This window comes from Streptomyces sp. SD15, assembly GCF_054462255.1.
Genome location: NZ_JBTLMO010000102.1, coordinates 1 through 12,473, shown reverse-complemented (window position 1 = coordinate 12,473; position 12,473 = coordinate 1). Strand labels below are relative to the sequence as shown.

8 protein-coding genes and 1 pseudogene are annotated in these 12,473 nt (G+C 72.8%); 6 read left to right on the top strand and 3 right to left on the bottom strand.

The window, feature by feature from the left end; genetic code table 11:
• Positions 1-3 precede the first annotated feature (3 nt).
• Positions 4-2,553, bottom strand: coding sequence for a SpoIIE family protein phosphatase (locus tag ACX28W_RS43090; protein ID WP_459005554.1), 2,550 nt, complete (start codon positions 2,551-2,553; stop codon positions 4-6).
• An 894-nt stretch (positions 2,554-3,447) separates the two neighbouring features.
• Here ACX28W_RS43090 and ACX28W_RS43085 point away from each other — a divergent pair.
• The 3 genes from ACX28W_RS43085 (at position 3,448) to ACX28W_RS43075 (ending at position 7,234) form a co-directional block, all read left to right on the top strand.
• On the top strand, positions 3,448-3,678 hold the full coding sequence (locus ACX28W_RS43085; RefSeq protein ID WP_459005553.1) for a response regulator transcription factor: 231 nt from the start codon (positions 3,448-3,450) through the stop codon (positions 3,676-3,678).
• Between the two features lie 972 nt (positions 3,679-4,650).
• Positions 4,651-5,331, top strand: coding sequence for a ScbR family autoregulator-binding transcription factor (locus tag ACX28W_RS43080; protein ID WP_459005552.1), 681 nt, complete (start codon positions 4,651-4,653; stop codon positions 5,329-5,331).
• 1,264 nt (positions 5,332-6,595) lie between these two features.
• Positions 6,596-7,234 (top strand): ScbR family autoregulator-binding transcription factor, encoded by a 639-nt coding sequence (locus tag ACX28W_RS43075; protein WP_459005551.1) that lies wholly within the window; start codon positions 6,596-6,598, stop codon positions 7,232-7,234.
• Between the two features lie 109 nt (positions 7,235-7,343).
• Here the strand turns inward: ACX28W_RS43075 and ACX28W_RS43070 are convergent.
• Positions 7,344-8,369, bottom strand: a pseudogene (locus ACX28W_RS43070) (ATP-binding cassette domain-containing protein); the annotation flags it as partial.
• Between the two features lie 244 nt (positions 8,370-8,613).
• Between ACX28W_RS43070 and ACX28W_RS43065 the strand changes: the two are divergent.
• Positions 8,614-10,488 carry a glycoside hydrolase family 15 protein gene (locus tag ACX28W_RS43065; RefSeq protein WP_459005550.1) on the top strand — a complete coding sequence of 625 codons (1,875 nt, stop codon included), beginning with the start codon at positions 8,614-8,616 and terminating at the stop codon, positions 10,486-10,488.
• A 106-nt stretch (positions 10,489-10,594) separates the two neighbouring features.
• Here ACX28W_RS43065 and ACX28W_RS43060 read toward each other — a convergent pair whose 3' ends face one another.
• Positions 10,595-11,416, bottom strand: a complete 822-nt coding sequence (locus ACX28W_RS43060) for a maleylpyruvate isomerase family mycothiol-dependent enzyme (protein ID WP_459005549.1) — start codon at positions 11,414-11,416, stop codon at positions 10,595-10,597.
• Between the two features lie 276 nt (positions 11,417-11,692).
• On the opposite strand from ACX28W_RS43060, the gene ACX28W_RS43055 reads away from it, so the two are divergent.
• A complete protein-coding gene (locus ACX28W_RS43055) occupies positions 11,693-11,986 on the top strand; it encodes a DUF6400 family protein (protein ID WP_459005548.1) in 294 nt (97 codons plus the stop codon).
• Complete coding sequence (locus ACX28W_RS43050; RefSeq protein WP_459005547.1) at positions 11,973-12,197, top strand: hypothetical protein; 225 nt, start codon at positions 11,973-11,975, stop codon at positions 12,195-12,197. The genes ACX28W_RS43055 and ACX28W_RS43050 overlap by 14 nt, the downstream gene beginning before the upstream one ends.
• Positions 12,198-12,473 lie beyond the last annotated feature (276 nt).

Here is a 12,473-nt window from a genome sequence, read left to right as displayed (position 1 = left end):
GGTTCAGTGTGGGGTGGGTTTGGTGGGGAGGAATTGTTCGGCCCAGACGGTTTTGCCGGTGGGGGTGTGGCGGGTGCCCCAGCGGTGGGTGAGTTGGGCGATGAGGAGGAGGCCGCGTCCGCCTTCGTCGTAGGTGCGGGCGCGTCGCATGTGGGGGGTGGTGTGGTTGGAGTCGAAGACTTCGCTGATGAGGGTGTTGTTTTCGTGGATGAGGCGGAGTCGGATGGGGGGGCGGCCGTAGCGGAGGGCGTTGGTGATGAGTTCGCTGACGACGAGTTCGGTGGTGAAGGCGGCGTCGTGGAGTCCCCAGGTGGTGAGTTGGTCGGTGGTGTGGTGGCGGGCTTGGGTGACGATGGCGGGGTCGAAGGGGAGGTTCCAGGTGGCGACGTGGTCGGTGTGGAGGGCGTGGGTGCGGGCGATGAGCAGGGCGATGTCGTCGTCGGGGCGGTGGGTGAGCATGGAGGTGAGGACGCGGTCGCAGACGGTGTCGAGGGTGTGGGCGGGGCGGGCGAGGGCGGCGAACATTTTGTCGAGGGCGTCGTCGATGTCGTGGGTGCGGGCGTCGAGGAGGCCGTCGGTGTAGAGGGCGAGGAGGCTGCCTTCGGGTAGTTCGGTTTCGAAGGGTTCGAAGGGCAGGCCGCCGAGGCCCAGTGGTGGGCCGGCGGGGACGTTGAGGAAGTGGACGGTGTGGTCGGGGGTGACCACGGCGGGTGGGGGGTGGCCGGCGCGGGCGAGGGTGCAGTGGCGGGAGATGGGGTCGTAGACCGCGTAGAGGCAGGTGGTGCCGATGCCTCCGGCGGTTTCGGCGGCGTCGTCGGCGTGGCTTTCGTCGGCGGACAGGTGGATGACGAGGTCGTCGAGGTGGGTGAGCAGTTCGTCGGGGGGCAGGTCGACGTCGGCCAGGGTGCGTACGGCGGTGCGTACGCGGCCCATGGTGGCGGCGGCGCGGATGCCGTGGCCGACGACGTCGCCGACGACGAGGGCGACGCGTGCGCCGGACAGCGGGATGACGTCGAACCAGTCGCCGCCGACGCCGGCGCGGCTGCCGGCGGGCAGGTAGCGGGTGGCGATGTCCAGGGCGCCCTGGGCGGGCAGGGTCTGCGGGAGCAGGCTGCGCTGCAGGGTCATGGTGGTGGTGTGTTCGCGGCCGGTGCGGCGGGTGTTGTGGATGCTGAGGGCTGCGCGTGCGGTGATTTCCTCGGCCAGCCACAGGTCGTCCGGTCCGAATGGTTCGGGGCGCTGGTGGCGGGCGAAGAGGGCTACGCCGAGGGTGGTGCCGTGGGCGCGCATCGGGACGATCATCACGGAGTGGGTCCGGCTCTCGCGGATCCAGGCGGCCTGGGGGTCCTGGGCCGTCCACCGGGCGAGGGTTTCCTCGTCGGCGGTGAACAGGGCGCCGTGGCCCTGGGCCAGGCACTGGGCCACCGGTGACGGCTGCGGGTAGCGGGAGGGCCGGCCCGCGGCGAGGGGGGCGAGGGGGCGGGTGTTGGGGGTGAAGCGTACGGCGGCGCGGTCCATGGTGATGTCTGCGCAGGGCGGGAGCGGGGGTACCTCGCCGCCGTGCGGGTCCGGGGCCAGCAGGTCGACGGCGGTGATGTCCGCGAGTCCGGGGACGGCGACGTCGGCCAGTTCCTGCGCGGTGCGCAGGCTGTCGGAGGTGGTGCCGATGCGGGCGGTGGCGTCGTGCAGCAGGAGCATCCGCTGCCGGGCGAGGTGTTCTTGCAGGGGGTGGTGCGCGGCCAGGCACACGGCGCGTACCCGGCCGGCGGGGTCTTTGAGCGGGGCCAGCGAGGCCGGCCAGCCGTGCTCGGTGCCGGTGCCCGCGGGGCGCAGGCAGTCCTCCATGTGCTGCACCTCGCCGGTGGCAAGGGCCCGGCGCATCGTCGTGTGGGCTTCGTCGCTCACCGGATGCGGTGCGATGTCCGGCAGGCGCAGCCCGCGCATCTCGTCCTCGGTGAGCGACAGCGCCTGCTGCATGCCGGCGTTGGCCCGTACCAGCCGCAGGTTTGCGTCGAAGACGGCCAGGAGGCAGGGGGACTGGCCAAACACCCATTCCTCCAGCACCTCGCCCGCCCCCAGCACCTCGGCCGCCCCCGGTGCTTCGTCTTTCCCCGGTGTTTCGTCCTTGCCTGGTGGTTCGTTCTTGCCTGGTGGTTCGTTCTTGCCTGGTGTTTCGTCCTCGGGGGTGCGCAAGGTGCCCGGCACGGCGGTGACCACGAGCCATTCGGCGGCCCGGCCGTGCGGTGTCAGGCGGTGTGCGAGGAGGTGCTGTTTCAGCTGGTGGCCGTCCTGGTGCCGCAGCGCCACGGTGCCGTTCCACCGCTCCTGCCCGGCCGTGTCCCGCCGTGCCTGCTCGCCGGTGTCCTCGGCGAGCAGGCGCGCGGCGCCGGCTCCCACGATCTGCGAGGAGGTGTAGCCGAGCAGCCGCCGGGCTCCGTCGCTCCACCCGGTCACGATGCCCTGCTCGTTGACGGTGGCCGTGGCCGTGCAGACCGGCTCGGGCCAGGCGCCTGCCTGCGCCTGCTCACCGGGAGGGGTGGGAAGTCGCTCCATCGCCGCTCATCTCGCCCTTCGGGAACCTGCACGGCCGGGCCTGGGGCAGGGCCCCTCCTGACAAGCATGATCCCGGGGAGCACGGAGCACCAACCCGGCGCTGCCACCAGGTGCCACAGCGGCCCTCCCGGGCCCTGGCGCCGCCGGTGCCCGCAAAGCGGCCACCGGCGGCGGCAGAACCGCCCCCGCCCGCCCCCGTACCGCCGCCGTACCGCCGTACCGCCCGTATCCCCGCCCCCGTACTTCTTTGCGCCCCTGCCCTTGCGCTTTGCGCTTTTTGTGTCCCTCGTCCCCGTGCTCCTCGTTTTCCCGTGTTCCTCCGGCGCCGCTCGCCCCCCGTGCCGCTCGACCCTCCCGTGTCCCTGTCTTCCTTGTGTCCCTGCGTCGGGCTTGTGTCCCTGCGTCGGGCGGGGTCCGGCCCGGTGGGGGGCCGGGGGTGGGCAGTGCCTGCGGGCCGGCGGCGGGCGGAGGCGGGCGGCGGGCGGAGGGAAGCGGGGGGAGGGAAGCGGGGGAGGAGGAGGGGCGGTGGTCCGGGGGTGTCGGCGGTCTGCTGGTGTCTGCGGGGCCGGGGGCATGCTGCGGGCCGCGATATTCGGTGCGCGCGGCGGGGGGGGGGGGCGTCAACTCTGCTGTCCGGCTGCCCTGTTGCGGGCTGCGGGGGCGGCGGAACAGGGGAGCGGGGGATCGTCTTTGCCGTGAGGGGTTCCTGTGTGTGCGTGCGCGGCGGCGCGCGCGGATGTGGTCTGTGACACGTCTGTGACAGCCGGGGGACAGCGTCATGAAGTCACCCGGGCACGCTTATCGAAAAGGGACAAATTGCATTAATCGGGCATTCGTCTTCTGTTTCCGAGGGTGTGAGCAGTGATGACGGACCGATTGGCCGGAGGAAATCCCATGAGTCTCACACTCACCGCGCCGTACGCCGAGGCCCCCGTGCCCGCGCTGGCCCCGCGCGAGCGGGAGACGCTGCGTCATATCGCCGCCGGGTGCACCTACCTGCAGGCGGCCCGTCACATGGGGCTCTCCAAGCACACGGTCGACGCCTATCTCCGCCGTATCCGGGCCAAGCTGAACATCAACAGCACGGCCGAACTCACCCGGCTGGCCATCTCCCTGGGACTGTGACACCCCGCCCCTGTCCCTGTCCCGCCCTGTTCCGTGCTGCCGCTGCTCACCGGCCCGGGCCGAGTTCCCCGCCTCGGCCCGGCCCCGTCGGCAGCGGCATACCGGGGCGGGGCGGCTTGTGCGGAGGGGTGCGTTTGGGGCTGCGGGCGGATGCCGCGCCAGAAAGAGGGGGCGGGGCGCGGTGGCGAGGCTGGGTGTGTGTCCCGGCCTGCCGCGGGCGGGTGCTGACCGGGCCGGTGCGCCGGCCCCTGCCGCGCCGTGCGCGGACGGACGACGTGCCGCGCCCGCGCCCGGCGCCGCACGGGCTCTGCCGGTCCCGGGACCACCCGCGCTCGCCCATGCCGGCCGCCGGCGGCGTGTGCGGGGCCGGTGACGCAGCCGGGCGCAGCGGCAGGCCGCAGTCCCCGGCCGCGCCGGTCGGGCCGCGGCCTGCGGGCTCGGCGGTGCCGGCGTAGGCGATGCGGCGCCCCCGTGGCGGAGCGTCTCGCCGGCCGGTGCCCGTGCACCCGGCCCCGGCCCCGGCCCCGGCCCCGGCCCCGGCCCCGGGCCGGACGGGCGCGGGGCCGGTTCGCCGCCCGCGCGTCCCGCGCGGGCGGCGTGGCGCCGGCCCCCGGCGTGCAGGGCGCCCGCAAGGGGCGGGGAGCCGGCGCGGTCCGTGCCCGCGGTCTCGGTCCGTTCGCCGGCCGGGAGCCCCGGGGGGACCGCCGTGTGCCGGCCGAACCAGGACGGCCGGTCTTGTAAGGGCGGCACGGGCCGTAGGGCGGGGGTGCCGCCGTTGGCACCGGTGACCAGTATGTTCTTCGGTGTGCGGGGGTGCGCCCGGGGTCTGGGGTCGGTGCGAACGTATGGCGGTGCCGGTGCAGAGCGGGTCGTGACGGCTTGTGAAGATACGGACTCGCTGGTTTTGTTCTGGGACGGGGTGCGCACCCCCGTTCTTGTATCGTGCCCACTGCAACCATCTCGGGAGGAATCATGGCGCGGCAGGAGCGTGCGATCCGCACCAGGCTGGCGATCTTGATGGCGGCGGCTTCGGTCTTCGACGAATACGGCTACGAGCGCGCCACCATCGGCGAGATCCTGGCCCGGGCGGGCGTGACCAAGGGGGCCCTGTACTTCCACTTCCCGTCCAAGCAGGCCCTGGCGGAGGGCGTGCTCAGCCAGCAGTTCGCCGCGGTCACGGTGGAGCCCAGCCCCTGCAAGCTGCAGGAACTCGTGGACAGCGGGCTGACGGTGGCCTACCGGATGCGGCGCGACCCGCTGGTGAGCGCGGTGGCGAGGCTGAGCCTGGAGCAGGACGTGCGGGCCCAGTTCGGCACCACGGCGATCACCCAGTGGATCGACGCGAGCAGCCATCTGCTGGCCGAGGCCGAGAAGCAGGGCGAACTGCTCCCGCACGTCGTGCCGGCCGAGAGCGCGTGGATGTTCTCGGCGGCGTGGACCGGTGTGCAGGTCTATTCACAGATCCTGTCGGGCCGCGACGACCTCGAGGCCCGGGTGGTGTCGCTCTTCGAGCATCTGCTGCCCGGCATCGCGGTACCCGCCGTACTGCGCAGCCTCGTCATCACCACCGGGCGGGCGGCCGAACTCGGTGCCCGCAGCGACCGGCAGCCGGCCCGGGCGGCGCTGGCCGGTGAACCGGCGGCGGCGAGCTGACCGGGCGTCCTGGGCGCAGCGCAAGGGCTTGGTGACCGCGACGGGTGACGGAGCCCTCGTGCGTGCGGCGACCGGCAGCCGGCCCGGGCGGCGCCGGCCGGTGAACCGGCGGCGGCGAGCTGACCGGGCGTCCTGGGTGCAGCGCAAGGGCTTGGTGATCGCGACGGGTGACGGAGCCCTCGTGCGTGCGGCGCGAATTTGCCGGACCGCTCCCCGGCCGGGGCCGCAGCGGCCCTGCGGCGGGTGGGCGGACGCCGGCCGCGGCCGCAAGGAGAAGCCGCGGACGCATCGGGTGCATCGGGTGCGCAGCGGCGCCCGCCGCGGATCGGACGCGGGCGGGCGGATGCCGGGCGGCCGGCCGTGCCGTGCTCCGCGCCCTCCGCGGCCCTCCGCGCCCTCCGCGCCCTCCGCGCCCTCCGCGCCCTCCGTGCCCTCCGCGTCCTCCGTGCCCTCCGTCAGGGCCGAGCGGCCGCTTGCCCCTGACGGAATCACCGCAAGCAGCTATACAAACCGCTAGTGCGGTTTGTTACGGTGGGGTCATTGTCCGGGCCGCACCGTGAGGGAGGGAGGCGTCGTGACCGTCGCGAATGACCTTCCCCGGGCCTTGTCGCAGGCGGCACACGTCCGCAGACGTGCGGCCGGACGGGAGAGGGCCCGTGCGCAGGCGCCGGCGGGGCCGGGCGAGAAGGCGGTGAGGGCGCGGCACGCCAAGGGCGGGCCGGCCGCCGCGGAGCGTATCGGGCTGCTGCTGGATGCGGGTTTGTTCCGGTGGGGGCGGGCCGTTGCGGCGGCGCCGGGCGTCGGGTACGGCGGTGCCCGCATCGTCATGGGCCTCCCGGTCCGTCGGCGACGGCCTCGCCTGCGCCCGGCCCGCGAGCCGGGATCACCGTCAGCGGCGTGCAGGGCGCGGCCGGCGCCGTCTTTTGCCGGCGTACCGCCAAGGCCGCCGGCCCCGAGACGGTGCGCGTACGCACGGTCCGTACGCACGGTCCGTACGCACGGTCCGTACGCACGGGTCTGTACGCAGGTCTGTACGCAGGTCTGTACGCATGGTCGAGGGGTGCCGGGCCGGGTTCGTGCACCCCTGCTGCCCGGCCGGAACGTGCGGCCTGCTTCTTTGCTCCCTGGCGGTGGTGCACACCGGGCGCGCCGGGCCGGCCTTGCGCAACCGCGGCAACCCGCCGCGGTGAAACGACGAACGACGGGACACGGCGGGCACCCGGGTGCAGGGTGTTGCAGGCCGTGGCCCTCCGCCAGGAGACGCATGATGGTCAAGCAGGAACGCGCGGCCCGTACCCGTCAGGCACTGATCCGTGCCGGGGCTGAGGTGTTCGCCAGGGAGGGGTTCGTGCCCGCCTCGCTCGCGGTGATCAGCAGGCGGGCGGGGGTCAGCAGCGGTGCTCTGCACTTCCACTTCGAGAACAAGAGGGCGCTTGCCCAGGCCGTCGAGGACGAAGCGGCTTGGGCGGTGCGCCGGACCATCAGGGACGCGTCGGACCAGGACGGAGGTGCTCTTCAGGTGGTCGTGGACGCGACGTACGGCCTGATGAGCCGGATCGCCGGCGACGTCGTCGTCCGGGCGGGGTTCGAGCTGTGCGACGATCCCGTCCATGGCCGGGGCCCCTCGCTCCGGCAGGAGTGGCAGCGCTGGATCGAGGGCATGCTGCTGCGGGCCGAGCGGGACGGCTGGCTGGCCGAGGGGGTGTCGGTGGACGACGCCGCGACCACCATCGTGGCCGCCACCATGGGCTTTGAGGTGCTCGGCGGCGAGGACAGGGCGTGGCTCTCGCAGGAGAGGGTCACGGGGTTGTGGGACCTGCTGCTGCCACGGCTGGCCGAGCGGCATGCGCTGGGCAGCGTGCGCTGGGGCCAGAGCAGAGGCAAAGGGGATAAAGGGGGCTAAGGGGGCGAAGGTGGGGGTCGGCGGGTCGGAGCCTGGGACGTGCCCCTGAGGGACCCTCGCCAGTAGAAGGGGCGTTGGGCTCGCCAATGCCCCTTCTGTGGCGTCTTTTTCACCGCCGGCCGGCGACGAGGCCCTCGCGCAGTTCCAGGCGGGAGCCGGTGAACCGGGACCGCATCCGGCGGTCGTGGGTGACCAGCACCACCGTGCCCTCGTAGCCCTCCAGTGCTGCCTCCAGCTCCTCCACCAGGGCGGGGGAGAGGTGGTTGGTGGGCTCGTCCAGCAGCAGCACGTCCACCGGCTCGCTCACCAGCCGGGCCAGCTCGATCCGGCGCCGCTGCCCGTACGACAGCTCGCCGACGCGCAGCCGCAGCGCGTCCGGTTCGAACAGGCCGAGCGACAGCAGCCGGCCGGCGTGCTCGTCCCGGTCGCCGGGCCGGCCCTGCGCGAATGCCTGCAGCACCGTCATCCCCGGCCGCCAGGGCGTCTCCTCCTGCCGCAGGTGGCCCACGCGCCCCGGCACCCGCACCACGCCGGCGTCCGCAGCCAGCTCCCCGGCCAGCACCCGCAGCAGTGTGCTCTTGCCCGCGCCGTTGGGCCCGGTGACCAGCAGCCGCCCGGCGGGGGCGAGTTGCAGCTCAGGCACCCGCAGCCGCCCGTCCACCACCACACCGTCGAGCTGAACCGCCGGCCTGCCGTCACCGGGGCCGCCCGCCGTGTCGATCCGCGCGCGAAACGGCAGCCGATCCGGCGGCGGCGCCACCGGATGCGCGGTCAGCCGCTCCATCCGCTCCTTGGCGTTGCGGACCCGGCTCATCGCACCGTGCGCACGCCCCCGCGCACGGAACGCGGGAGCGCCGAAGATCGCCTTCGGTATCTTCCGCGGAATGCCGTCCAGCCGCAGCGCACCGGACGCGGCCGGCCGGCGGCTGCGCTCCAACTCCTGACGCCACTCGTCGTACTGCTGCCGGCGCCGGCGCCGCTCGGCGGCCTTCGCCGCCAGGTAGCCGGCGTACCCGTTGCCGTGCCGGGTCACCCGGCCGTCCTCGACCTCCAGCACCGTGGTCGTCAGCCGCTCCAGGAACACCCGGTCGTGGGTGACCGCGACCACGGTGCCCCGGTGGGCCCGCAGATGCTCGGTCCGAGTCAGGCAGCAGGTACTCCTGGCGGGCCGCCGGACAGCCGGCGGCCCGCCGCAGGCAGGCGGCTTCGGAGCGCGGGACGGCGGGGGCCCCGGGTGCCTGCCACGCGCATCCCCGGGAACGGCGAAAGAGGCCGGCAACTGTTCGCAGGCGGGCCCCGTCCCCGCAAGCCCGGAGCCCGCCGACTCGCTAGCCTGAAAGATGCGGGGGCGGCCCGGGCGACGGCCCAAGGAGGCTGACGTGGACGAAACGACTACCGAAGCCGGAGCGAAGGACGGCGCACCCGCCGGCCCCGGCGGGCCCTACGGCGTCGGCACGCCCCGCTACCTGCAGATCGCCGACCACGGCCTGATCGGTGATCTGCGCAGCGCGGCCCTCGTCGGCACGAACGGCACCATCGACTGGTACTGCTGCCCGCGCTTCGACGCCCCCAGCGTCTTCGCCTCGATCCTCGACGCCGACCGGGGCGGATCCTTCGAACTCGCCGCGGACGTCCCCACGCGCACGAAGCAGTTCTACTTCCCCGACACCAACGTGCTGATCACCCGCTTCTTCGCGGACGACGGAGTCGGCGAGATCCAGGACTTCATGCCGGTCGTCGACGACTCACGCGAGGCAGGCCGGCACCGCCTGATCCGCCGGGTGGTGTGCGTCCGCGGAACGCTGCCCTTCCGTGCGCGCGTCGCCCCCCGCTTCGAGTACGGCACCGTGCCGCACACCGTGCACGCCGAGGCCGGCCAGGCCGTCTTCGCCTCGCCCTCGCTCAGGCTCGCCCTGACCTCCACCGTGCCCATCGAGGTCGCGGGGACGGACGTATGGTCGCTGTTCAAACTGCATGAGGGCGAATCCGCGGTCTTCACCATCGACCGGATCGGCGGCGACGTGGCACCACGCTTCTGCGCCGTGGCCGAGGCGGAAAGGGAATTCAACGCGACCGTACGCTACTGGCGGCGATGGCTGTCCCGCTCCCGATACCGCGGCCGCTGGCGGGAGATGGTGCACCGCTCCGCCCTCACGCTGAAACTGCTCACCTACACCCCCACCGGCGCCATCATCGCCGCCCCCACCACCAGCCTGCCCGAACAGCTCGGCGGCGAGCGCAACTGGGACTACCGCTACGTGTGGATCCGCGACGCCGCATTTTGCGTGTACGCGCTGCTCAGGCTCGGATTCACCGACGAGGCCGAAGCCTTCATGGGCTTCCTCACCGAGCACGTCCCGCTCACCACACCCGGCGCCACCGGCCCCCTGCAGATCATGTACGGCATCGACGGACGCCGCGACCTGCCCGAACGCGAACTGTCCCACCTCGAGGGCTACCGCGGCTCCGCCCCCGTACGCGTCGGCAACGACGCCGTCGGCCAGCTGCAACTGGACATCTACGGCGCCCTCGTCGACTCCCTCTACCTGTACGACAAGTGGGGCAAACCCATCTCCAGTGCGCACTGGGACGGCATCACCGAAGTCGTCGACTGGGTGTGCGAGAACTGGGACCAGCCCGACGAAGGAGTCTGGGAGACCCGCGGCGGACGCAAGACGTTCCTCTACTCCCGGCTGATGTGCTGGGTGGCCATCGAACGCGCCATGCGGCTGGCCCGCCACCGCGGTCTGCCCGCCGACCTGGTCCGCTGGGGCACCGCCCGCGACGCCGTCTACCGGCGGATCATGCGCAACGGCTGGTCCGCCGAACGCCATGCCTTCGTCCAGTACGAGGACAGCAACATCCTCGACGCATCCCTGCTGATGATGCCGCTGGCGAAGTTCATCTCCCCGACCGACCCGAAATGGCTCGCCACCCTCGACGCCCTCGGCGAGGACCTGGTCTCCGACTCCCTGGTCTACCGCTACGACCCGCAGGCCAGCCCCGACGGCCTGAAAGGCGAGGAAGGCACCTTCTCGATCTGCTCCTTCTGGTACGTCGAAGCACTCACCCGCGCGGGCCGCCTCGACGAGGCCCGCCTCGCCTTCGAGAAAATGCTCACCTACGCCAACCACCTCGGCCTCTACGCGGAGGAGATCGGCCACACCGGCGAACAGCGCGGAAACTTCCCCCAGGCCTTCACCCACCTCGCCCTGATCAGCGCCGCCTTCAACCTCGACCGCGCCCTCGGCTGACACCGGGAAGAGCCCACAGACCCACCCCACCCCACCGCACGCACCCCACCGCACCGCACCTCACCGCGGCGGGCCACCCAGCCGGGGCAGCACCGGGACGGCTGTTTCACGGAGCCTTGAAGAGGGCCGGGAAGCGCGGAGCGAGCCAGGGCCTGCGGCCCCGGACGAGGATGCGGCCCTGGGCAAGGGCGCTCCACTGGCCGCGGCGGCCGAGCGCCATCAGCAGAAAGGTGACCGGCTCGATGAGGATGGTGCAGTCCGCACGGGCCGGCGGCTGCGTGCTCACCGACACCGCACCGTCGGCCACCCGCACACCGAATCCGCTACCACCCCACAAACGGATCGCGTAACAGGCGCTCAGCCCGGCCGTGCGGGCGGCGTCGGCCACCCGCGGCATGACCGTGACCAGGAACGGCAGGGTCAGCTCGGCCCGGGCGCGGTCGATCATGTGCGCACGCCCCAGGGCACGGGCGAGGTCGTACCCGTGGCCGAGCATGTGCGTGAGGAGATAGGACCCCAGCACGTCCGGGCTCATCGGACCCAGCGGGGTGACCACGGTTTCCCCCGCGGCACCTTCCTCCAGCGCTGTCAGACAGGCATCGGCCTGCGTCACGATCATCGCGGCCAGCGGCTCGGCCCCGCGCTCGCCGAACGCCGCAAGCGCCCGCTCGTTGGCCGCGGCGAGGCTCTGCGGCGTGCCGTCCCCGTAACGGCGCGCATGTCCCGCCGCGATATCCGCCATCAGCTCGCCTGCCAGCGCCAGATGCGCCGCCGCCTCCCCGACACTCCACTGCGCCCCGGGCACCTGACGCCCCATGTCGGCACCCCGGCGCAACAGCGCGGCAATCTCCCCGGCGGTATCGCGTACGGCCGCGCCGAGCCCCTCGGGCAGGGCCCCCCGTACGTCCTGCCCGGCCACCGATTCCACGCCGCTCGCCTCCTCGCTCCCGCTCCCGCGCCCGCGCCGGATGCGTGCACCACGGGCGGCGGACGCATGACGGATCACCCGCAGTACAGAACCAGGCGGCAAGGGCGGCGACAAGACCCTGGACGATACCCGCCGCCCCCACCACCACCTCTGCGGGCTGCCGGGACACCGTCGTGGAAAGGGCGGCCCCAAACCCGTCGCGACAGCCGCCGGCCTGCTGTGACGTCGGCCACCTCTCCTTGCCGCAGCAAGGAAGGCATACCTAAGTTCTGTTTCATGGCTCCGCACGACCCCCCACCTTCCAGCGATCCGGACGAGGCCGCCGGCCGGCCGGACACCCCCGCCCTGGCCGACTTCGCCGTCGACCTCACGTCACAGGAGGTGCTCCGGCAGGTCCAGGTCCTGACCGCTCTCGGCCCCGACTGGGACCCCATGGAGGCACTGCACGCCGAGCAGGCCGCGCACGACCTGCTGTATTCCGGTCTCGACGACGAGCAGCAGCGCCTGTACGACGACCTGGTCGCGGCCGGCGTGCTCCCTGCGCGCGGGAGCGGCCATGCTGCCGCTTGACCCTCAGGCGGACCTCGGGCGCCGCGCCTGGGTGGCCTGTCCCCACTGCAACGACAGCCGCGGGTGCGCACCGTGCGAGCAGCAGCGCACCTGCTCCGACCACTGGCGCTACCTGCTCTCCCACACCGGCAGCCTGCTCCACCTGCAGTGCCCGTCCTGCACCCACGTCTGGGCGCACGAGAGCGGTTTCGGCGCCACCCGCTCCCGGTGACACCGCATCGTTGCATTCATGAGCCGCCATCCACTCGTCGTCGTGGAGGCTCGTGCGCAGTGCTCCTGATGGCCTGTGCATCCTTGGTCCGACTGGGTATCACGGGGTGGTGCTCACTGTGGTGCGATCAGGTTTTTGCGGCACTTTCCGGTGACGGTGCGTCTGTGAGGTGCAGGAGCATGGTGGTGCGCCCGGTAGCGTGCGTGTCACTGCGAGGCCGGTGGGAGCAGCAATCACGATTCCGGTCTCCTTGAGAATCCGCCCCGTGCCCAGGAA

What these genes read in the sequence shown, in the direction of transcription:
- ACX28W_RS43055 (WP_459005548.1), top strand. Translation starts at nt 11,693, where the DNA reads ATGGCTCCGCACGACCCCCCACCTTCCAGCGATCCGGACGAGGCCGCC.
- ACX28W_RS43075 (WP_459005551.1), top strand. Translation starts at nt 6,596, where the DNA reads ATGATGGTCAAGCAGGAACGCGCGGCCCGTACCCGTCAGGCACTGATC.
- ACX28W_RS43080 (WP_459005552.1), top strand. Translation starts at nt 4,651, where the DNA reads ATGGCGCGGCAGGAGCGTGCGATCCGCACCAGGCTGGCGATCTTGATG.
- ACX28W_RS43090 (WP_459005554.1), bottom strand. Translation starts at nt 2,553, where the DNA reads ATGGAGCGACTTCCCACCCCTCCCGGTGAGCAGGCGCAGGCAGGCGCC.
- ACX28W_RS43085 (WP_459005553.1), top strand. Translation starts at nt 3,448, where the DNA reads ATGAGTCTCACACTCACCGCGCCGTACGCCGAGGCCCCCGTGCCCGCG.
- ACX28W_RS43050 (WP_459005547.1), top strand. Translation starts at nt 11,973, where the DNA reads ATGCTGCCGCTTGACCCTCAGGCGGACCTCGGGCGCCGCGCCTGGGTG.